Source organism: Pseudalkalibacillus sp. Hm43, assembly GCF_054170705.1.
In genome coordinates this window covers 2,202,081-2,223,697 of the sequence record NZ_CM135129.1, presented here as the reverse complement: position 1 = coordinate 2,223,697, position 21,617 = coordinate 2,202,081, and the positions used below count along the sequence as shown (strand labels likewise).

The 21,617-nt window shown below is 41.9% G+C and carries 21 protein-coding genes and 1 other annotated feature; of the genes, 10 read left to right on the top strand and 11 right to left on the bottom strand.

Annotation, left to right across the window (positions count from 1 at the left end; genetic code table 11):
* Positions 1 to 27: 27 nt before the first annotated feature.
* Positions 28 to 801, top strand: a complete 774-nt coding sequence (locus ACXQIQ_RS11785; protein ID WP_439302314.1) for an SDR family NAD(P)-dependent oxidoreductase — start codon at positions 28 to 30, stop codon at positions 799 to 801.
* Positions 802 to 846: 45 nt separating this feature from the next.
* On the opposite strand, the gene ACXQIQ_RS11780 is transcribed toward ACXQIQ_RS11785, so the two are convergent.
* From ACXQIQ_RS11780 to ACXQIQ_RS11765, 4 genes are read right to left on the bottom strand one after another with little or no spacing between them, the layout of a single operon-like run.
* Entirely contained in the window at positions 847 to 1,185 is a 339-nt protein-coding gene (locus ACXQIQ_RS11780) for a DUF3905 domain-containing protein (RefSeq protein WP_439302315.1), read from the bottom strand.
* A 59-nt stretch (positions 1,186 to 1,244) separates the two neighbouring features.
* Positions 1,245 to 2,324, bottom strand: coding sequence for a Ger(x)C family spore germination protein (locus tag ACXQIQ_RS11775; RefSeq protein WP_439302316.1), 1,080 nt, complete (start codon positions 2,322 to 2,324; stop codon positions 1,245 to 1,247).
* Positions 2,324 to 3,415 (bottom strand): GerAB/ArcD/ProY family transporter, encoded by a 1,092-nt coding sequence (locus ACXQIQ_RS11770; protein WP_439302317.1) that lies wholly within the window; start codon positions 3,413 to 3,415, stop codon positions 2,324 to 2,326. Before ACXQIQ_RS11770 ends, ACXQIQ_RS11775 begins: the two co-directional genes overlap by 1 nt.
* Before the next feature lie 15 nt (positions 3,416 to 3,430).
* The gene (locus tag ACXQIQ_RS11765; protein ID WP_439302318.1) at positions 3,431 to 4,927 is read right to left on the bottom strand and encodes a spore germination protein; all 1,497 of its coding nucleotides are present in this window, start codon (positions 4,925 to 4,927) and stop codon (positions 3,431 to 3,433) included.
* Positions 4,928 to 5,120: 193 nt separating this feature from the next.
* Between ACXQIQ_RS11765 and ACXQIQ_RS11760 the strand changes: the two genes are divergently transcribed.
* A complete protein-coding gene (locus tag ACXQIQ_RS11760; protein WP_439302319.1) occupies positions 5,121 to 5,669 on the top strand; it encodes a sigma-70 family RNA polymerase sigma factor in 549 nt (182 codons plus the stop codon).
* A complete protein-coding gene (locus ACXQIQ_RS11755) occupies positions 5,656 to 6,870 on the top strand; it encodes a hypothetical protein (RefSeq protein WP_439302320.1) in 1,215 nt (404 codons plus the stop codon). Before ACXQIQ_RS11760 ends, ACXQIQ_RS11755 begins: the two co-directional genes overlap by 14 nt.
* Before the next feature lie 50 nt (positions 6,871 to 6,920).
* Here ACXQIQ_RS11755 and motB read toward each other — a convergent pair whose 3' ends face one another.
* Both motB and motA read right to left on the bottom strand, forming a co-directional pair.
* The gene (gene motB, locus ACXQIQ_RS11750) at positions 6,921 to 7,679 is read right to left on the bottom strand and encodes a flagellar motor protein MotB (RefSeq protein WP_439302321.1); all 759 of its coding nucleotides are present in this window, start codon (positions 7,677 to 7,679) and stop codon (positions 6,921 to 6,923) included.
* Complete coding sequence (gene motA, locus ACXQIQ_RS11745) at positions 7,672 to 8,475, bottom strand: flagellar motor stator protein MotA (protein WP_439302322.1); 804 nt, start codon at positions 8,473 to 8,475, stop codon at positions 7,672 to 7,674. Before motA ends, motB begins: the two co-directional genes overlap by 8 nt.
* Positions 8,476 to 8,888: 413 nt before the next feature.
* Between motA and ACXQIQ_RS11740 the strand changes: the two genes are divergently transcribed.
* Positions 8,889 to 10,187, top strand: a complete 1,299-nt coding sequence (locus ACXQIQ_RS11740) for a Glu/Leu/Phe/Val family dehydrogenase (protein WP_439302351.1) — start codon at positions 8,889 to 8,891, stop codon at positions 10,185 to 10,187.
* Between the two features lie 253 nt (positions 10,188 to 10,440).
* On the opposite strand, the gene ACXQIQ_RS11735 is transcribed toward ACXQIQ_RS11740, so the two are convergent.
* A complete protein-coding gene (locus ACXQIQ_RS11735) occupies positions 10,441 to 12,288 on the bottom strand; it encodes an LTA synthase family protein (RefSeq protein ID WP_439302323.1) in 1,848 nt (615 codons plus the stop codon).
* A gap of 222 nt (positions 12,289 to 12,510) precedes the next feature.
* Positions 12,511 to 12,726, top strand: a binding site (T-box leader).
* 49 nt (positions 12,727 to 12,775) lie between these two features.
* Between ACXQIQ_RS11735 and argS the strand changes: the two genes are divergently transcribed.
* Entirely contained in the window at positions 12,776 to 14,476 is a 1,701-nt protein-coding gene (gene argS / locus ACXQIQ_RS11730) for an arginine--tRNA ligase (protein ID WP_439302324.1), read from the top strand.
* A 13-nt stretch (positions 14,477 to 14,489) separates the two neighbouring features.
* Positions 14,490 to 14,900 carry a VOC family protein gene (locus ACXQIQ_RS11725; RefSeq protein ID WP_439302325.1) on the top strand — a complete coding sequence of 137 codons (411 nt, stop codon included), beginning with the start codon at positions 14,490 to 14,492 and terminating at the stop codon, positions 14,898 to 14,900.
* 43 nt (positions 14,901 to 14,943) lie between these two features.
* Here the strand turns inward: ACXQIQ_RS11725 and ACXQIQ_RS11720 are convergent, their stop codons facing one another.
* Together ACXQIQ_RS11720 and ACXQIQ_RS11715 are read right to left on the bottom strand one after the other, a co-directional pair.
* The gene (locus ACXQIQ_RS11720) at positions 14,944 to 15,798 is read right to left on the bottom strand and encodes a hypothetical protein (RefSeq protein WP_458025508.1); all 855 of its coding nucleotides are present in this window, start codon (positions 15,796 to 15,798) and stop codon (positions 14,944 to 14,946) included.
* Positions 15,779 to 16,369, bottom strand: a complete 591-nt coding sequence (locus tag ACXQIQ_RS11715; protein WP_439302327.1) for a sigma-70 family RNA polymerase sigma factor — start codon at positions 16,367 to 16,369, stop codon at positions 15,779 to 15,781. Before ACXQIQ_RS11715 ends, ACXQIQ_RS11720 begins: the two co-directional genes overlap by 20 nt.
* Before the next feature lie 148 nt (positions 16,370 to 16,517).
* On the opposite strand from ACXQIQ_RS11715, the gene ACXQIQ_RS11710 reads away from it, so the two are divergent.
* On the top strand, positions 16,518 to 17,033 hold the full coding sequence (locus tag ACXQIQ_RS11710) for a DNA-3-methyladenine glycosylase I (RefSeq protein WP_439302328.1): 516 nt from the start codon (positions 16,518 to 16,520) through the stop codon (positions 17,031 to 17,033).
* Between the two features lie 27 nt (positions 17,034 to 17,060).
* Here ACXQIQ_RS11710 and ACXQIQ_RS11705 read toward each other — a convergent pair whose 3' ends face one another.
* Both ACXQIQ_RS11705 and ACXQIQ_RS11700 read right to left on the bottom strand, forming a co-directional pair.
* Positions 17,061 to 17,342 carry a hypothetical protein gene (locus ACXQIQ_RS11705; protein WP_439302329.1) on the bottom strand — a complete coding sequence of 94 codons (282 nt, stop codon included), beginning with the start codon at positions 17,340 to 17,342 and terminating at the stop codon, positions 17,061 to 17,063.
* A 12-nt stretch (positions 17,343 to 17,354) separates the two neighbouring features.
* Positions 17,355 to 18,611 carry a helix-turn-helix domain-containing protein gene (locus ACXQIQ_RS11700; protein ID WP_439302330.1) on the bottom strand — a complete coding sequence of 419 codons (1,257 nt, stop codon included), beginning with the start codon at positions 18,609 to 18,611 and terminating at the stop codon, positions 17,355 to 17,357.
* Between the two features lie 239 nt (positions 18,612 to 18,850).
* Here ACXQIQ_RS11700 and ACXQIQ_RS11695 point away from each other — a divergent pair, with 239 nt between their 5' ends.
* The 3 genes from ACXQIQ_RS11695 (at position 18,851) to ACXQIQ_RS11685 (ending at position 21,570) form a co-directional block, all read left to right on the top strand.
* Positions 18,851 to 19,654: a hypothetical protein gene (locus tag ACXQIQ_RS11695; protein WP_439302331.1), complete on the top strand. Its 804-nt coding sequence runs from the start codon at positions 18,851 to 18,853 to the stop codon at positions 19,652 to 19,654.
* Positions 19,655 to 19,786: 132 nt separating this feature from the next.
* Complete coding sequence (locus tag ACXQIQ_RS11690; RefSeq protein WP_439302332.1) at positions 19,787 to 20,212, top strand: NUDIX hydrolase; 426 nt, start codon at positions 19,787 to 19,789, stop codon at positions 20,210 to 20,212.
* A gap of 116 nt (positions 20,213 to 20,328) precedes the next feature.
* Positions 20,329 to 21,570 (top strand): D-alanyl-D-alanine carboxypeptidase family protein, encoded by a 1,242-nt coding sequence (locus ACXQIQ_RS11685; protein ID WP_439302333.1) that lies wholly within the window; start codon positions 20,329 to 20,331, stop codon positions 21,568 to 21,570.
* Positions 21,571 to 21,617 lie beyond the last annotated feature (47 nt).

Below are 21,617 nucleotides of genomic sequence, written 5' to 3'. Positions count from 1 at the left end.
TTTTTTATATGGATGGAGGCGTTATCTTTGACGGTGTTACCAAGCTTTCGATTGGACGAAAAGCTCGCAGTGGTTACAGGTGCAGGGAGAGGGATCGGAAAGGCAATTGCAATCGGCTATGCTGAAGCAGGCGCAGATGTTGTCCTGCTTTCAAGGACAGAATCGGACTTAGAGCAAACAGCTGAAGAAATCCGTCAACATGGACGGCAAGCTCATATTTACCCGACTGATGTGACCGATGCAGATCAGCTGGATCGTGTTGTGAAGAACGTCATCAATGATCACGGGCAGGTGGATATCCTTGTGAACAATGCCGGGATGAATATCCGGACTCCTGCATTTGAAGTCACGGAAGAGGAATGGCAGTCCATCATGGATACGAATCTCCGCTCTGCATTCCAACTATCACAGAAATTCGGCGTCCATATGAAAGAAAGTGGTGGAGGTCGAATCATCAATATTGCATCTGTTGCCGGCACGACAGCTTTAAGAACAGGCGTCGTTTACGCGGCAACGAAAGCAGCTATGATCCAGATGACGAAAAATCTGGCACTGGAGTGGGGAGAGTATGGGATTCAGGTAAATTCGATTGGTCCCTGGTATTTCAAGACACCATTGACAGAAAATCTATTATCTGATGAAAAATACTTGAACGACATCCTCTCTCGAACACCTTTAAATCGGGTCGGAGAACTGCCGGAATTGGTCGGTCCTGCGGTATTCTTAGCATCAGATGCATCTTCCTATGTAACGGGACAAACCTTATTCGTCGATGGCGGAATGACCATATACGGTTTCTAATGGAAAAGAGGCTGACACTTAGTCGGCCTCTTTTTTATGAAATGATTAGTCGCGGGCGTAGCTGACATCCTTGGTCGGATGCATGAACGGACTTCCGTTCGGTACTTGATTCTTTTCTGCAAGCTCACGGTTTTCAGATGAATTCCACCCTATATCATTATAAGGATGGACCCACTGATCTCCAGACATGATGGACGGATCGACATCATCACTCCAGTTTTGGAGAGGTGAATTGTCGGATTCGTAGTGACTATCACCGATTGTCACACCATATTCATTCACAAACGGTTGTCTTTCATTCTGGTCGACCTGATTGAAAATCGGGGCGTTGGCTTGATGGGGTAAAGTTCCCTCGATGGATGGATTTTTGTCTTTACGCTCCATTCGTTTCACCTCCAAGAAGAGGATAACGTTAGTTTGAACCAATCTCCTTCACATTATGTTTACCGGATGACCCCAGATTCGATGATGTTCGTTTTGACTATAACTTTCACATCCAATTCGGGATAAACTTCCTGCCACTTTTTATGATCCCAGTTGCGGAAATGGGCTTTGGCTTTTTTTCCAAATCCTACTGGATCCACATTGTTTTCTTGAAAGAATGTAATCATGGTTTCCAGTTCTTTTTTAAGTTGTTTATCAATCTCCACCTCAACCTTTTTGATCTGTTTTTCGATACCTTTTACGTTTCCATAATACTCATTGATGAAACCTTTTAGAGTGAGATGAAACGTAATCTTTGGTGCTTCTGCTGTGCCGGAAATCTTCACCTTTCGTTCAGATTTAATATGTGACAATGAGACACCAGCTTCTAGATTCTCAAGTTTAATAATTAAATTCCCACTTCTTACAGGTTCTTGTAACATTGTAAATCGATATAAGATGTCTTCGTCGATACTCGTTACATATTCATCATCTTTAAATAAAGCAAGTCCTTTTAATTTGATTTGGCCTTTATCGAGAGCGATCAACGGTAAAAACGGATCTATTCCTTCAGCATAAAATGACTGAAAGAATAGATGGATGTTTGTTTTAGGGATTGTCTCAGATTGCATGTTGTGTTCAATGATCTTAGATACATAAATACCCAAATCATTATTTTGGAGAGTCTGCTGTTTGACAAAATCTCTGACCTTCCCATCATATACAGCTAATTTCAAGTTTGAACTAACACTCGGGTCACGCTGGGCTACATCTGTAGCTTCCATTACCCCTTGTCTTGCAAAAGCCTCTCCGAAAATGGCTACTTCAAGCTTTCCGTTTCCTACAGGTTTAGGTGTGTTTAACATGAAATGTTTTTCAAGATCCTTCCCAAATTCTCCTTCAGACGTGAAAAATTCATTCCGAATTTTACCTTCAGCTTCAAAAATGGGTGTTGCAATTGTTGCTTCAATCTTATCATCTCGATCTTCAACTAAATCATAGCCTACAAAGGTGACCAATGTGATATCATCAAGTACCTTTGGACTGGTTGAACACCCTAGGAGAGTTACACATGAAAGAAGGACAAGTAAGGTTTTCATTATTTGGTCGCACTCCTTTTGAAACGGATATGGAAAACGAGAAACAAGAAAGGGATATAAAAATAGAGGATGTATAATCCGCTTTTAGAAATGCCGTTGATGAACATATCAATATATTTTCGATCTTCTAGGCCGATATTGATCACGTATGCAATCAACAACATCACGATTAAGACCCAGCGCTGTCTAAAGGGTGCAAGGCGTTTTACGGCTCTGCTTGAACACCAAAAGGCAATACAGACATTCGGGAAAATGATGAGCGCCCAAGTGGCGATTGCGATATATTCAAATCGTTCGACGAAAGGAAACTCCACGATTTTGAACATGCTTAATGTCGCCCATATCATCCGCTGCAATTGTTCCTCACTGAAATAAATGAATGAAGCCAGGGCTACCGCAACATAGATGAAAGTAGAAAAGAGGATCCCCAGTTGGGCCCATTTCTGTGATTTCTCCCCGTTTTTGATAAATGGATAGATCATAAGCAGAACCTCGAAACCGATATACTCCAATACGGCTACCTTAGATGAAAGGAAAATTTCTTTTACCGAATGGTTCATAACAGGAAAAATAAAATTCCAATCTCCGTAACGAAACGGGTAGTATAAAAAGAATATAAGGAAGGATGGGATGAGGACTCCAAAGAAAGCCACTCCTGTTACAACACGGAATCCACCGGAAATTGTGTAATAAGTGAGTAGTAAAAATACAAATAAAAACCAATATAAATTCAAGTTGGGAAACATCCATACTTGGACGGTTTCTATATAACTTCGTAGAACTGTAATTCCTAACGCTAAAAAATAGAGGGCAAATAGAAAGCTGAAGAAGTTTCCTATCCATTTTCCAAATGCCCTTCTGTGAATAGAGATTAAATCTCCCTTTTCCTTATTCATCATGGTATACATCATCCAAAGGATGATGTGGATCGTGATACTCGTAAGGATGATGGACAACCAGGAATCATACCCAGCATCACGGGCGATATAACGTTCATATCCTAATACCCCGATTCCGATTTGCATGGTATGAGTCAAAAAGAAAGCTAAGCCAGCCGACACAAGGAATCGATCTTTGATTGATGTACTCATACAATGCTCCTTCCATCATTCGTCGATGTCATTTTTACTCTTTGCTTTCTTCTTATCGAACCGTTTCGTTTGTTGAGTCTGCAAATTGACAGGCCTCAACGATTGTGAAGCAAAAGGTAATCGTACGATGGTATCTTTGAAATCTGCAATGCGGGGAGGGAATAAGGGCTGCAAATAAGGTCGCCCAAGTGATTCAAGCCTTAATAAATGGACCAATACAAAACAGAAGCAGATGACAATTCCTAACAAACCCCATAATTGCGCGAAAAAGAGAAACGGAAAGCGAATCAGTCGAATTGTATTACCCATCTTGTAGACGGGAGTCGTAAAGGAAGCGAGAGCAGATAATGCGACGATAATGAGTAGAACGTTACTCGTCAGACCTGCTTCAACGGACGCCGTCCCGATTACGATACCTCCTACGATACCGATGGTCTGACCGACCTTGGTCGGCAGTCTTGCTCCTGCCTCACGTAAAAGTTCAATTGTGAGCTCCAAAATGAGGGCTTCCAATATGGGTGGAAACGGCACCGTGCTCCTGGAGGTAATCAATGTACTGAGCAAATCTTTTGGAATCAGCTCATAGTGAAAGGTCATGACAGCAACATAGATCGGTGTTGCCAGTACAGAGAAAAATACCGAAAACATCCGGATAAGACGGAAAGTTGTCGCAAGATGCCAATTCAAGAAATAATCCTCGAAAGCAGAGAAGAACTCCAACAGGTTCGTTGGACCAATCAAAACCTGTGGGGAACCGTCTACCACAATGGCGACCTTACCTTCACCTAAGACAGAAGCCACTCGGTCGGGTCTTTCCGTATCAATCAGCTGTGGGAAGGGCGAATTTTGGTTGTCTGCAATCAGTTGAGTGATGAATGAGCTGTCGCTGATCTGATCGAACTCTATGTTTTCAATTCTTTGGATAACGGTTTGTACGTTTTCTTCATTTGCTACCGTTGATACATATAGAATGTTGATCCGTGTGTGGGACCTTGTCCCGACTTTGATTTCTTTTGCGTTCAGATGAATGTCGGGCAACCTTTTTCGAATCAAGTGGATATTCGTGTCGAGTGATTCTACAAATGCTTCTTTCGGTCCCAAGACACTGAATTCAATCTCGGGTGCTGCAACCTCACGAGTAGAGCTGGATAACGCCTTGATCAGAAGACATTCATCGCTCTTCTGGCGTAATTGAATGATGATGTAACCTTTCAGGAAGTGCCGTTTTATTTTTGTTACATCTTTCGTAACTTCCATGCCCTCGATCGGTATGTAGCCTTTGATTTCCTGTAGGGATTTCAGGTTGTTTTGTTGTAAATAAGGTAAGACATCGCGATGTAAAGTTTCGATATCCACAAGCGTCTTTAAATAAGAAATCCAAACAGAGCCGTGTATATTAACGAGTTCATAATGAACAAAATCCTCGGAGTTACGGGCTAAATCAAAAAGGTCCGAAAGGGTTGCTGGCTCTTCATTTGTGTTTTTGTTGGTTTTTTTCAGCCACTTAAACATCACATATCCCCCCTTTCAAGAGTGCAGACCTATTTAGTTTTACGGTTACCAAAAATTTGTAAAACTATGCGATACTAGAAGAAACGAAATGTTTTTAATCCGTAAATATAAAAAATGTCCTATAAATGAAAATTCCGTATTTGAAACTTTTTTCTGAGAAAAACGACTAAGTAGGTAAGAGGGGGAGAAAATCGTGGTGGAACACATATTTAACCGGTTATATGTTGACTATCACCAGTCACTATATCAGTTCTTGATCTACATGTTACGAGACCGGGATACAGCTGAGGAACTTGTACAGGATGTCTACATCAAAGTCATGCATTCCTATGACAAGTTCAAAGGGGACAGCAGTGAAAAGACTTGGCTGTTTTCCATCGCGCGTAATGTGGCCATTGATCACATACGGAAATCAAAGCGACAGAGTAAGACATTCTTTGGTGTTTTCAACATAGATGACAGAAAGGATCAGTTGGTGCATCCAGATCGTCTTCCGGATGAAATCATAGAGCAGAATGAGTCCGTGAAACAATTATACACAGCCTTAGAACAGTGCAAGACTGAGCATAGAGAACTGATTCTGTTGCGATACATCCATGGGTTTTCAATTCGTGAATCAGCGTCCATCATGGGTTGGACAGAAGGGAAAGTCAAAACCGTCCAACATCGGACACTGAAGACATTGAAAGGAATCCTTGACGACAGCAAGAAGGAGGAAGAATTGTCAAATGGGACAATCTAAATGGAATGAGGAAAAGATCATACAAACTCTCCGAGAATTCCCGAAAGTGGAAGACTCAAGATCTAAAGAGGAGTTGTTCGATCAAATTCAAAATAAAATGGGACAAGAAGAATCAGAGAAAAAGGCGAAACCGTTTCGATTCATGCCTGTTTTAGCGGCTGCCTGTATTTTAGCGATAGCAGCCATCATATCTCCGACAATCATGGACCAATTCGATCTTCCAAAAGGTGAGATTTCGCAAGAAGAAAATGGCTCGGCACTTTCAACAAGCACAAAATCACCAGATGAGAAAGAAGCACCGGTTTCTGAGCAAGTGGAACCTGCCGAACCGACAGAAGAGGCAGCGGATACTTCCGAAGTAGTGCCGTATGCGCAAGTGGAAGAAGAGTTTAAATATCATGCAGGGATAACGGAGGTTCCAGAGGATAAACAAGTGGTTACCACCTACTATCCGGATCAGGAAGCAATGGGCGTCGTGCCAGTATCTTTCCTGGCTGAGAAAGAGTTATCTAGAGTAGAAGCATTGCAGCAGGCTCTATCATCGATTTCTTCACAAGAACTAGGATTATCGGAGTCAGGATTAGCAAGTGTAAACCTGTTAGAATACCCAAATAATACGTTTGTGGTCGATATAAAGTCGGGTGCAATTCAAGGATCTACTGGCGAACGTATTTTTGTCAATACAGTCAAGGGCACTGCGCATAGCTTAGGTTATGACTACATTACATTTAAAACTGAAGGTGAGAACGGATATGATTTCTCCCATTTAGGTTCGATTGAAACCATTGAAGTGAGTGCACCCGAAAAAGGGGTCAGCGCAATCCTTACCGATACAGGCACGTTGCTGCTCGTCAATGGGATACAGTTGAATGGAGATGTACAACTAAGGACGTTTGAAGATGCACTGCATTGGATGAGCAAAGATATGGAAGGCTTTGGCTACCAAGAGACGATACTAGAGAACGTCTTCTTCAAAGAAATCACTGAAGACGGAAAGAAGGTTACCATCGAATTTTCGGAAGGGACGACACTTGAAGACAACATGAAATTTGTTGCGATGCTGGAGTCTATCCTCATGGCGGCTAATCAATTTGGCTATGAACAAGTGGATTTCATCAATGCACCAATTGAACAAATCGGACCTTATCAATTGAGTGGTACGTTACCTGTTTTGAAAGCACCAAATGTGATTCGACCATAATTGAACATACAAAAAAGGGCTCTCCGCTAGGGGGAGCCCTTTACTTGTGCTTATTGTGCATTGAAAGGAAGAATCTTCACTTCCACTCGTCTGTTCTTCGCGCGTCCTTCAGGTGTGTCATTTGACGCGACTGGTTGGTATTCACCATATCCTGCCTGACTGAATTTCGTAGGGTCGAGCTGATTGTTCTGAAGCAGAAGTTCCATGAAGTTGATGGAACGTTGCGCACTCAACTCCCAGTTGGAGCGGAAGTTGGTGTTTTTGATCGGGATATCGTCTGTATGCCCAGCGATGACGATCTGTCGAGGAGGATCTGTCACTAATAATTGAGAGATTTCCTTTGCCAGGTTTAAAGCACCTTCTTTGATCTCAGCACTCCCGGAGTCGAACAATGCTTTGTCCAGTATGGTGATGATCAGTCCACTCTCTGTAAGCGTCGTTTTCAAGCTTTTGTTCAGATCGTTTGCTTCAATATAATCATCAATTCGTTCTTTGATTTCCTGTAATTGCAGTTGATCCAGTTCGCCGTTCGTTTTTCTGTCATCTGTCGGTATTAATGCATTTTCGCTCGTCGGAATCGAAGTCTGTTCAACGATACTGACTGGACTTGTATAATCCAGTGGACCAGTTCCGCCGTTCAAGGCACTTTTGAATGAATTGGCCATATTCTCAAATTTCGCAGCGTCAACCGTACTCACCGCAAACAAGACGATGAAGAGGGCCAACAGCAATGTCAGCATATCTGCATAGGGGATGAGCCAGGATTCATCGATGTGTTCTTCTTTTTTCTTTTTCCGGGTTTTAAGCATTGATCCCCTCTCCTTCCTGCTGTAACACAGGAGCTTCGGCATTCCTTTGGTTCGCTGGAATGTAGATCTTCAACTTATCTTCAATGACTCTTGGAGATGCCCCGTCCTGAATGGACAGGATCCCTTCCACCATTACCTGTTTGACCATTACTTCTTGCTTGGATTTACGTTTCAACTTATTCGCAAAAGGGTGCCACAAGACATACCCTGTAAAAATTCCGAACAAGGTCGCGATGAACGCTGCAGCAATGGCATGTCCAAGCGCTTCGATGTCATCCAGGTTTCCAAGTGCTGCAATCAGACCTACAACGGCACCGAGAACACCGAGTGTTGGTGCATACGTACCGGCTTGAGTGAAGATGGCAGCTGAACTTTCGTGACGTTCCTCCATCGCTGCAAGGTCTTCAACCATTACATCCCTGATGAACTCAGGGGTCTGACCGTCAATGACCATTTTCATCCCGTTTTTCAAAAAAGGATCGTCAATGTCATCAGCGTGTGCTTCCAATGCAAGAAGGCCTTCTTTTCTTGCAATCGTTGCCCATTCTGCAAAAATAGGGACAAGTTCCTCAACGGTTGTTGTTTTTTTATCGGTAAACAGAATCTTAAATAATTTCGGTAGTTTCTTGATTTCGTTCAGTGGAAACGCGATCAACACGGATGCAGCCGTTCCTGCAAAAATGATCAGCAATGCCGCCGGATTGAATAATGCCGTAGGATTTACTCCTTTCAGCACCATACCTACACCTATCGCAATTACCCCAAGAAAAATACCGATCACTGAAGCTTTATCCATATAAAGGTCATCCTCACTTTAAATCATTCTAGAATATCTCAATGTTGACTAAATCTCGATCAGGTCAAATGTGTCAAAAATCTCTTATCGTTACCTTTCATATCGACACAGTTTCCCCGATTGTTTAATAGGTATTTGGAATTAATACTAAGCGTTTGGTAGTAGTTAGAGTGAAGTGGTACCTGTCGACAAACATCATGCTGAGTTGAAATTGTTCCTCTGAGGTTATACTAACCTCAAAGAAGTCGACTGAGGTTTCGTGAGGATACAGATAGGAAACATAGGTATTAAGTACTGTCAAAATGGGAGGTTGTCAGATGTCAGCAAACAAAAGCATCGAAGACATTAATGATTTGAAAGACCTGGTAGATGAGGACCTGGTCAAAGAATTGTCTGGCAAAGTGAAGTCTGAAATGCCAGCAAAAGAAGAGAAGGATGGCGCTGAAATCACCAATCCGTACCATATTGCTCAGCGCTTAATTGAAAGAGCGACCCAGACACTCGATCTACAAGAAGGTGTCTATGACATATTAAAAAAACCGAAACGTATCATGAAGGTTTCCATACCTGTGAGGAGAGATAATGGAGATGTCGTAAACTACACAGGAATCCGGGCTCAACATACAGACATTCTCGGACCTACGAAAGGGGGAGTCAGGTTCCACTCAGGTGTGGATGAGGACGAGGTCATCGCACTCTCCATGTGGATGTCATTGAAAACAGCGATCGTAGGTATACCGTTCGGTGGAGGAAAAGGCGGCATCATCGTCGATCCCGAAGATCTATCCGAACGTGAAATAGAAGAACTGAGCAGAGGATACATCCGTGAGCTGGAACCGATTATGGGACCAGAGAAGGATATCCCGGCCCCGGATGTCAACACGAGTCCGAAGATCATGGGGTGGATGCTCGATGAGTTCGATCGGCTGAGAGGGCATAATGTGCCTGGTTTCATTACAGGAAAACCGCTGATTATCGGTGGCTCTGAAGGTCGTGTCGAAGCGACTGGCCGTGGAGTGGTCATCACGATTCGAGAGGCAGCGAAACGATTGGATATGGATCTTCATAAAATGTCCGCTGTCATCCAAGGGTTCGGAAACGTCGGATCCATTACAGCGAAGTACTTAGAAGAAAGCGGCGTCAAGGTTATTGGAGTGACGGATGCAAAAGGTGGCGCCTATAACGCAAATGGTTTGAACGTGTTGGAATTGATTGATTTTGTCGAGGAAAATGGGACAGTGGAAGGATTCCCTGACAGTGAACATCTGTCCAACGAGAACCTGTTTTCGCTAGAATGTGACATATTAGTACCAGCGGCATTAGAGAACCAGATCACTGGTGATAATGCAGAGGGGATCAAAGCGAAAATAGTGGCAGAAGCTGCAAACGGACCGACGACACCGCAAGGAAATAAAATCTTAGAGGATAAGGGAGTCTTCGTTATTCCTGATATCCTGTGTAATGCAGGCGGGGTGACGGTCTCCTATTTCGAGTGGGTGCAGAATGCTATGCACTACTCCTGGAAAGAAAGCGAAGTTATTGAAAAGCTCGAAGAGAAAATGGAGGAAGCGTTTAAAGCCGTTTACGATATGAGAAACGCTAAAAGTGTGAAAATGCGGGAAGCAGCTTATCTCGTCGGCGTAGGTAGGCTCGCCAAAGCGATGATCGCAAGAGGATGGATTAAAAACTGGGAAATGCCCATTGATTGTTAAAAGATGTGGCTGACATCAAAAGGAGGGTTGAACCGTCCTTTTGGTGTCAGCTTTTTTCATTCTGGCTTATAATTTCAGGATTTGGTTTATAAATTCTGATTTTGGCTTATAATTTCCGATTTCGGCCTATAATTGCTCATTTTGGATTAAAATCTCTGAAATGGGCTTATAACCACTGAAACCGGTGAGCGAGATTAAAAAAGAACAGAGCCGACTAGTCTATGTCGAGCTCTGTTCATTATGGTTCAGTTTCTTATTCAATGGCAAAATTCGAAAATCGTAGTAAATCCCCGTAAATCAAACTGTCTGACAAGTCCAGTTCTTTCAACTGATCCTTGGCTTCCTGACATGATTCAACAGACACTTCTTTTCCACTTTCACGTTCATAGCACATGTCCGATGTCCATACATATCTGTCTGTTACGACACTTCGATCTCGAAAGACTGCAATATCTTCATGTTCATCTGAGAAAAGATCCGTACCAAAGTGGATGCCCTGATCCTCAATGCCGAGCAAGTTGAGAATCGTCGGTTTCAAATCGATCTGACCAGAGACGCGAGAAATCGTCTCTCCATCCATGCCAGGGATATGGATGATCAATGGCACGCGTTGCAATTGAACATTATCGAACGGGCTGATTTCATCCACGCCCAATACTTGAGCCATCGCCTTATCATGCCGTTCGGAAATACCATAATGGTCTCCATAAATGATGATGATCGAGTCCTCATACAGGTTCTCTTTTTTCAACTGATCAATGAATTGTTTAATCGCCTGATCCGTATAATTTACGGTTACTGGATATTGATCTACGATTGGATCATTCGTTTGAAAAGTTGGAATCGCCTGATCTTCATCATGATACTTATATGGATGATGATTGGTCAGCGTAATGAATCTCGCATAGAAAGGTTGTGGCATTTCTTTCAAGTACGCCATCGACTGTTCGAAGAAAGGCTTATCCTTCAAACCGTAGTTGATTTGATTGTTTTCGTTGATGGAGTAGTACTCCTCAGAAATGAACTCGTCATAGCCCATCGTGTTGTACATGATGTCCCGGTTCCAAAAGCTTTTGTTGTTTCCATGGAACACCGCACTATGATAGTCATGGTCCTCTATGATCTCAGGGGTTGCGTAATATTCGTTCAGAGGATGCGTTTGGAAGACAGCCCCTCTGGGCAACGGGTATAAGGAATTATCCAACAGGAATTCCGAATCGGATGTTTTTCCTTGTCCAGTCTGATGGTAAAAGTTTTCGAAATAGTAGCTTTCCTGGATGAAATCGTTCAAGAAAGGGGTGATTTCTTTACCGCCAACTTCTCGACCGATGACGAATTGCTGCGTCGACTCCATCGAGATCAAAATGACATTTTTACCTTCTGCAATTCCGAATAGCTCCTCGTTTGCAGGAACTTTTTTCTGATCCGTATAGTTCCTTACTTCTACGACATCAACATTATCAGCGAGTGCTTTTTGGGCAGTCGTTTTGGATTGGAGAAGAAGGTCGTATATATGAAAATTGTACGTACCGAGATTCTTCACGAGCAATTCACGATCGAACGTACGCGTCAGAAGTTGTGGGCGTTCCGATTCGGCAAGGGTCAAATTGACCGTTAAGAATATGGAAGCCACTGCAAGAAGCTTGACTAAACTACGCTTCGTATAGCTGGAAGGCTTAAGGAACCCTTTCTTTACAAAATAAAAGATCAAAATAATGTCTAAGAAGAAAAAGATGTCGTACCAATACGTTTGGGCGATCAAACTGTTTCCGATATCGCCGACGTTATTCGTTTGAAATAACACGGGTACGGTGATGAAGTCATTGAAGAATCGATAATACAATGTGTTGGCATAGAGTACGATCGAAAAGATGAGCGCGATAATCCACGTCGTTCGATTATGGAATCTTTTTGGGAAGAAATAAATGAGTGCTAAAGTGAATAAGACAGAACTTAGAGGATTGATGATCAGAATCAATTCTTGTTTCCAGTTCATCGTAGGTAAATTGAAGCTTAATTTATAAACGAGATATGTTTTGATCCATAACAGTAATGCGGTAAAAGCAAAGCTGTTTTGATACCAGCGTTCTCTTTCTTTCATGAAAGCTACCTCCCAGTTGCCAGTGACATCTATGTGAATGGGTATTCACTGTATAGACGAACAAGAACGAATAAAGTTCCAAGAACATTTCAATCATTTTCCATGATAGCAAAATTCCATCATATGGAAAAGTTCGGTACCCATCCTGATTACCTTTATCCATTTTCTATACCCGTTGGTGTTGCGTATTACGCAAAATCTGACTATAATGATTAAAAATTACCAAATTTGATGATGAGGAGAGTAAATGTCAAGGTTCATCGAAGCGAGCTGGAGTTGGTGGAAGTCCAGCATGACCCTGTCATTGAAACGCACCTCTGAAAAGCTCGTCCGAAAACAAAGTAGGATGGGACGCACCCTGGCGTTAAAGGGGCTCAAGCAGGTCCAATTTCAGAATTGGACAATTAGAGTGGTACCGCGGGAATTCTCGTCTCTCAATATGATTGAGAGGCGTTTTTTATTTGTCATAGAAAAGGGAGTGGAAGATGTGACGATTCAAGATTATACAGCTAAACAACTAAAGACAGTGATCGAGGACAAAACGGTGGAGGAGATCAAGCGACTATTGGAAATCCCTCCAAATCGTTCGATGGGAGATCTGGCTTTTCCTTGCTTCATCCTAGCCAAACAATGGAGAAAATCCCCTGTCCACATCGCAAAAGAGCTTGAGGAGAAGCTGGGAGGCTCAGAAGCATTTGATACCATCAAGGCTGAAGGCCCTTATTTGAATGTATTTTTACCAAAGAAAACCGTAACCACAGAGGTCATAAACGAGGTGCTATCGAAAGGCTCGAATTACGGAAATGCCCCAGTACAAGATAAAGGATCGGTTCCGATGGATTTATCCTCTCCGAATATTGCCAAGCCTTTCTCGATGGGACACCTGCGTTCAACTGTCATCGGAAACGCGATTGCTAATCTAGCTGAGAAGAACGGTTATTCACCGGTCCGAATCAATCACTTGGGAGACTGGGGAACACAGTTCGGAAAGCTGATGACAGCCTATGAAAAATGGGGCGATGAACAAGCAGTCAAGCAAAGCCCGATCAAAGAGTTGAATGCACTATACGTCGAATTTCATGAAAAAGCGAAAGAGGACCCGAGCCTGGATGATGAAGGAAGAGCATGGTTCAAAAAGCTCGAGGACGGTGACGTCGAAGCGACGAAGCTCTGGAAATGGTTCCGAGATGAGTCACTAAAGGAATTCCAGAAAATCTATGACTTGTTGGGCGTTTCCTTCGACTCTTACCATGGAGAATCTTTTTACAACGATAAAATGCAGGCAGTCGCAGATGAATTGATCGAGAAAAAACTTCTCGTTGAGTCCGAAGGAGCGATGGTCGTCGATCTCTCCGATTTCGATCTTCCACCCGCATTGATCAAAAAGAAAGACGGAGCTTCCCTATATGCAACCCGGGATTTGGCTGCGGCACACTACCGGAAGAATACGTATGACTTTGTAGAATCGCTCTATATTGTCGGTCACGAGCAATCCCTCCATTTTGAACAGGTCAAAAAAGTGCTTCTGAAGCTAGGATACGAGTGGGCGGACGATATGAAGCACATTCCGTTCGGGATGATCTTGCAGGACGGAAAGAAGATGTCGACACGAAAAGGAAAGACGGTGTTGCTTGAAGAAGTATTGAAGCAGACCATCGAGCGGGCTAAAGAAAACATTGAGACTAAGAACCCGAGTCTCGAAAACAAAGAGGCTGTTGCGGAGATGGTCGGTGTCGGTGCGGTCATTTTCAATGACTTGAGACAATCGCGTTTGAATGATGTCGAGTTCGACATTGAACAGATGCTTCGCTTTGAAGGGGAGACGGGTCCTTATATCCAGTACACTTACGCAAGAGCATGTACTTTATTGGATAAAGGCGAATGGAAGGATATGAATGGTCATGGTGCGCCATATAATGTAGAAGAGCCGTACTTATGGGATCTTGTCCTTACGTTGGAGAAATTCCCGGGAGTAATCGAACGAGCCTACAAGGAATATGAACCCTCCATCCTTTCTCGATATCTCATCGAGTTGGCCCGTTACTTCAACCAATACTATGGAAAAGTTCGTATCCTATCAGGTACAGCTGAAGAACAATCAGGACGACTTCATTTAGTGAAAGTTGTCACTGTCGTATTGGAAGAAGGATTACGTCTGCTCGGCATAAAGGCACCGGAGAAAATGTAAAGAGGTGACCGAATTGAACCATAAGAAAAAGAAAGGTCTGATCCACCATATCGAACTGTATGTGTCCGACCTTCAGAAGTCGTTGGATTTCTGGGACTGGCTGCTCTCGGAGCTGGGATATTCCGAATATCAGAAGTGGGAGCAAGGAAAGAGTTATAAATTATCCGATTCGTATCTCGTGTTCGTCCAGACCGAGAAGAAGTATATGGATGTCCCATACCACAGATGCCGTGTCGGGTTGAATCACCTGGCGTTTCATGCAGAAAGCAGGGAACATGTGGATCAACTGACAAAAGCATTGAAGAAAAAAGGGATCGAGATCCTTTATGAAGATCGTCATCCGTATGCAGGTGGAATTAATTATTACGCCGTCTATTTCGAAGACCCTGACAGAATCAAGGTTGAGATTGTAGCACCACAATAATGGACATAGAAGAGGCTGAACCGTTGCGGTTCAGCCTTTCAGTTTATTGCATGGGTGCCATCATTACAGTCCAAATATCTTTTTGTTGATCCCTGATAAGTTGAAAGCTCTTTCGATTTTCGCCTTGTGGTCCCCATGCCACCCGAGCTCTTGGGTTGCCAGTGTCATGTTTGAGGTAGATGATCTCAAACCGATCGACTTGTTTGAGTTCTTCAATGAACAGTTTTGAGTTCTTCCGTGATACTGCAGGGCCTTTATTTCTTTCATCAGCGTATAATTTCTTCGACACCATTACTCCTGCGGGATCTTGATACAATAACATATACTGTGTCTCGTAGTCTTCCATTTCTGAGGTGTGAAAATAAATTTGCATTACTTCAAAGACACCGAGTCCTTCGAGTGCTTTCTGGTTTTGAGAAGCTTTAAGCTGTTCATAAACCTCTATAAGCTTTTCATCAAGAGGTAACACAGGTTCTTGCACCACTGCATCTGGTTCTGGGTCAAGAGGTGGAGATGCATTCTCTTCAGCAGCCTTATCTAACTGTCCTTCTGCAACGTCTGAACCCTCACCAGTAGCCATACCCGAATGAGCTTCATCTTTCATTGCATAATTACTCTCGGTACTTTCTTTAGCTGAGTCTGCACTTTCACTTGTATGATTAACGCCGTTCAGAGAGATGTTATCAAACAACATTTGAGCGACTGCAAATAATAACACCAATGTCACGGCAGTACTCACGATCGGTTTCCAGTTGGAAAATAGGGTTGAAAATTTACCAGAACGTTTTTTGGCGATTTTATCTCGTATATGTTGACGCTGCTTTTCTGTAAATCGATCTTCCGTCGACAACATTTTATTCAGCGTTTTGTTCAAATCTTTAAGTTGCTCTTCCATCATCCATGCTCCTTTCCGATGAGATAGCTTCTTTCAACATTTGTCTTCCGCGATGTAGGCGTGTTTTAATGGTCGATTCATTAATAAAGAGCATTAGGCTGATTTCCTGGACGGAAAGCTCTTCAAAATAATACAGCAATAGAATTTCTCGATATTTGACGGGGAGTGAAAGGACTTGATTGGCCAGGGCTTCCTTCTCATCCTTGGCAAGCAGGTCACTTTCAGGAGTTTTGGAGTCTCCTTTCATCCAGCGAGAAATTTTATCTGTAAATTGAAGGTTTCGGAACGACCAAGTACGATGGTAATCATGGCACCGGTTGATGGTGATCCTGTAGATCCATGTCTTTACTGAGGATTCACCGCGAAATGAATCCATTTTCGTATAACAAGTGACGAAGACATCCTGTACAATGTCCTCAGCCCGACCCCAATCTTTCACATACGTATACGCAAGACGGGTTAATTTCTCCCCGTATTGATCCATCATATGTTCAATGATTTCTTCTTTCGGGTAACGTCCGATGATCTTATCCAACTGTATCTTCGACCGTTGCCTCGGTTGATATTCTTCCAACCTGCTGACCTCCTTTTTTTGCGCTCTTTAACCTACAGACGTAGGGCAAATGAATTACGTTTCAGAAACCATAGAATTTATTTAAAGAAACAAGTAAAGTTAAAGTGGGTAAGTTGTTATCTATATTATATAGGACGGGGGTTCAGAAATGGAAAAGACGAAAGAATTGACGCGATGTAAATGGTGTGAGGAAGACGCTCTTCTCATCGATTACCATGATGAGGAGTGGGGTCAACCCGTTTATGAAGATGATGCATTATTTGAAGCACTCACTCTTGAGATTTTTCAAGCCGGTCTAAGCTGGAAAACGATATTACATAAGCGTGAAAACTTCCGGAAAGCCTTCGAAACTTTCTCTATTGATCAGGTGAAAAATTACGATCATGAAAAAGTGGAAGAGTTATTGCAAGATAAGGGGATTGTCCGCCATAGAAGGAAGATTGAAGCTACAATACACAACGCAAATGTAGCAAAGGAATTGATTCAACAACATGGCAGCCTGAAAAACTTCTTCGATTCCTTGCCAGAGGAGACGATTGAAAAGCAAAAAGCCATTCAGAAGACTTTCAAACACGTAGGACTGACTACAGCAGAAAGCTTCCTCATGGCAGCAGGATTCATCCAACCTGATCATAGTGAAGCGTGTTTTATGAACAATAAATAAGATAAAAAAAGAAGGCGGATGCCTTCTTTAAAGTCTTATCATTGGTGGCGGATTATTATCATGTGCGTAATACTTATAACTCATTGGTGGGTTATTATCATGTGCGTAATACTTATAACTCATTGGTGGGTTATTATCATGAGCAATAATGCTCATAGGCGGGTTGTTATCATGTGTAAGATATTCAGACTTCACTGGCGGGTTGTTATCATGAGTTACTGGAGTATTGTAATTGAGTTGTGAAAACCCACTAATAATTAATAACGATAGAGTGACTATAAATAATACTGAAACAATTTTCTTTTTCATCACACACACCCTTTAGGTAATTTTATTGTTATTTATTAACGCTAGTTTATAAAACTCACTAGCATTTTTGTACTGAGTGTTATTGTAATAATAGTCAGCTAACAATGTAGAGTATTCTCTTACATATTCTAACACATTTCTTTCTTTGAAATATGGAATAGCTGTTTTTTTAATGTAATTTTCAAAATCCTTATCTAAATCATTATCTAACCGATACATTAGAATTACTGCATGTATTTGATACTCTTCATTTGGTTCGCTTTCTAATATCTTGTTAGTTTTATCCAACCATTTTAATGACAGCTTTTGATCTCCTAGGTTTAAATACTCTTTGGCTATTAGAAAGTATGTGCTTGCCAGGTTTTTAAGGTCATTGTTTTCTTTAATTGAGATACTTTTTAAATAGTATTCAATAGCAGATTCAGGCTCATTTTTATTTGAAAATAAAAACCCTAAATTATGATAAATAATTCCTAAGCTTTTATTATCGTTAAATGATTCTGCGAATTTTAAAGCTTGGTGAAAATGGTATTCAGACTGTGAATAACTTTTAATTCTCCTATTTGCGATACCTAGCAGGATTTGACAGTCTGAACTTCTGCTAAAATGGTACTCTCTGTCAAAGATTTCGAGAGCTTTATATGCATAGGTCATCACGGACGTACTATGGAACAAGTAGCTGTGTGTAAGAGCAACACTATAATAATAAACTCCTTTTTCAACCTGATTTAGAGGAGTCTGAGTAAGGTATGTTTCCCCTCTTTCAAAAAAGGTTATAGCTTGTTTATAATCTTGTATAAGATATGAATGAAGTCCTTTAACGTAGAAATAATATAGATTTATTGAAGGATCGGAACTAATTTCTTGAAGCTTATCTACTTTTTTTAATAAACTTGTAGCTTCCTTAATTTTATATTTAACTAAGTTATCCCTGATGAGGAATAAATCATATCTGGTAAGTAAATCAGGATCTTCAATAAAAGGTAAGTATTCTTTAATTTTATTATGAAGGTTTTCTGCCTCTTCAAATTTTCTTACAATTATTAAATAATTCCATTCATTTAACATCCCAAGGATGTTCACATCAAGTTCTTGGCTTTCTGGAGATATCTCAAGCCTTTCACACAAGAGCTGGATGACGTCTTCACTGGATTTGGCGTCGCCGTTTTCTATTTTACTGAGGTAAGAGACGGAGCAAATCCCTTTGGCTAGTTCTTCTTGAGTGAGGCCTTTTGTTTTCCTGTAATATCTTATTCTTTGTCCTATCAAAATATCCCCCCTCCCAAACTTGGGAAAATTGACCCGAAAACCCCTCAAATATTGTCTATCAAAACTACCATTTTTCCCAATACAGGACCATATGTTCCTTTGATAAAATTAATATAACACAAAAAGGAAATCTCAGTTAGTCTTTCAAACTAGTTTTTCACTCTATTGAGAAGATTACAACACTTATCATAGTAAGAATGTTCTTGTTTTAATTATGACATGAATGGGAGGATAGCATAATGGGAAATATGAACAATTTATTTCACGACCGCCACGAACCGAAAGACCCGTTTTATGCTTCTCGCGAATCTAGCCTAGGAAAATCGACAAGAACGACAGAACATAAAATAGTGAAAAATACCCAAACAAAGAAAAAGAAACTTCTCCTCGACGCAGAGAACAATAACTGGTATTATTATCCGATTGACAGAAAAGGGAAATACGACCTGGTCGCAATGAACGAACGTACGGGTATGATCCTTAAGAAAAAGGTAGTAGGTACACCGAACATTTACGAGTTCGATCAATATGTGGTCGTCGCTTGTGAAGGTGACGGGGAAGTCGGGTTTGTGTATCAGTTTGCGAAAGAAGACTTGAAACTCGTACATGAATGGGAGATTGATGGATTCATATGGGACGTCAACTTCTATAATGATGCCGTTAGTGTCTCAACTTATGTTGTCGATCTCGACACAGCAAGACTATATATTTTGAATGGACGCTCGATTGATTTCGTGGAACTTGGAACTCACTTTGCACCCGCAGATATCCTTGTGCTCCAAGAGAGTCTATATATTTCAGCCTATCCTCTAACAGAGGATAGTCCCAAAAAGATCCTCATGTTGGATGCAGAATATGAAATTACACATGAGTACGATGTATCCATATGTCCGAGGTTCCTTTTTGTAAAAGGGAAGGACATTTTGATTCAAGAGCTGGATGTTAAGACGGGCCGATCCGATCGCTATTCCCTATTAAACTTGCGGACTGGAAAAGAAGCGATTTCCCGCCGCAGCATGCCAGTCCGAACTGTGAATTTCTAATATAATAGAAGTTATAGACCAGTCATTCGACTGGTCTATTTTTATGGTGAAAGACTTGAGCTGTCATGAAACGTTCATAGATGAGACGAGGAAATCGTTCCTCATATGTGAAAGGAGTACGGGAAGGGAGCGATGTATATGTGGGAAGGCTCGGCAGCTTTATGTATCAATGAAGATAAAGTCTTGATGGTGTTACAAGGGAAACGAGATGAACCGAAAAGATGGTCCATTCCTTCCGGAGGGAAAAACAAGAACGAATCATTTGAAGCATGCTGTTTAAGAGAGTTGGAAGAAGAAACGGGTTACATAGGAAAAACGCAGTCAAAACTGTTCGTCAAAAGAGGATATTCATATGGAATCGATGTGACAGTACATTACTTCCAGGTGGAAATCATAGGTGGGCAACCAACTATCCAGGATCCAGACGAGCTCATTCATGAAATCCGTTGGGTTTCACTTGAAGAATTACCTCAAATGTCCCTTTCATTCCCTGAAGACCTACGAATCCTACAAGAATTCTTGGAAAAAGCCTCAAAACCCTATCAAATTGGGAAATAATGTTTTGCGGATCAGCCTCTAATGAAAGAAAATGGGAATAGTGACAAGGTCCTGTCAAATTACCCGAACCATACGAATACTATATAGATAACAATAAACTATAGGGGCTAATCAAAATGAAAAAGGTGAATTGCTTCCTTACATCTTTCCTCATTGTCGCGTTTTGGCTTATCCCTTTCCATGCATATGCTGAATCCGATCGACCAGACAACTTGTTCAGTGAGACGTTCATCTTAGTGGACGCAACCACTGGAGAAGTCCTGTTGGATCAAGGCTCTGAAAAGAGAATGTATCCCGCGAGTATCACGAAGATCGTCACAGCGATCCTCGCGATTGAATCAGGTCAACTGGATGAGCAAGTCACCATCAGTAAAAAAGCAGCAACTGTTGAAGGCACGAGAGTGTATTTGCTTGAGGGAGAACAATTGCCACTTCGACAGCTCGTTGAAGGGCTGATGATCAATTCAGGAAATGATGCAGCAATCGCAATCGCAGAACATCTTGCAGGAAGCGTTGAAGACTTTTCGAAACAAATGAATACATTCGCCACCGATCAGCTAGGTCTTGAAAATACTCATTTTGTCAATCCGAGTGGGCTCTATGATGAAAATCATTACACTACTGCATCGGATATGGCGCAAATCACCCAGTACGCCTTGGAAAATGAGGATTTCAAAAAAATCGTCGGTACGAAAACCCTACCTTGGATCGGAAAAGGTTGGGATACGACACTGGTGAACCATCACAAGCTTCTATGGAGATACGATGGCACTTTTGGCGTGAAGAATGGGTATACAAGTCAGTCGCAGCACACGTTGGTTACGGCTGCAAAAAAAGGGGAGACCTCTTACATCGCTGTGACGATGAAAAGTGACACCTCTGAGCAAGCTTACGCTGACACAATTGCCCTGATGGATTACGGATTCGAGAATTTCGAAACGAAGAAGATCGAACAGGGGACCGTCCTGGTGGATGAAGAGGGGAAAGAATACACCCTGAAGGAAGACAAATTCTTCACACAGCCCATCGGTGAAAGGTTCAAAACGACCGTGGATCTTGAAGGGAATCTCGTCGTCACCAACATGGTCGATGAAGAACTCGCATCGTTCCCGTTACTGCCAGATGAAGTTCCTGAAGAAAGTGTAGCGAAAGCATCTTCCGAGCCGACGGAAGCGGTGATGGGAGATGTCCAGCCGGAGAATGAAGAAGGTCCGTCCTGGGCTGTGTTCATTCTGGTCAGCTTAGGAGCTTTACTTATGTTGTTCATTCTGAATGGATACCGCCTGAAATTGAAGAGAAGGCGGAAGCGAGACCGTATGGATAAGATGTTAGATGAAATCAATCAATTTAGAAGATAAGAGATGCACTGACTTGTCTGCTGTGGATTTAAACCATCAGGTGAGAC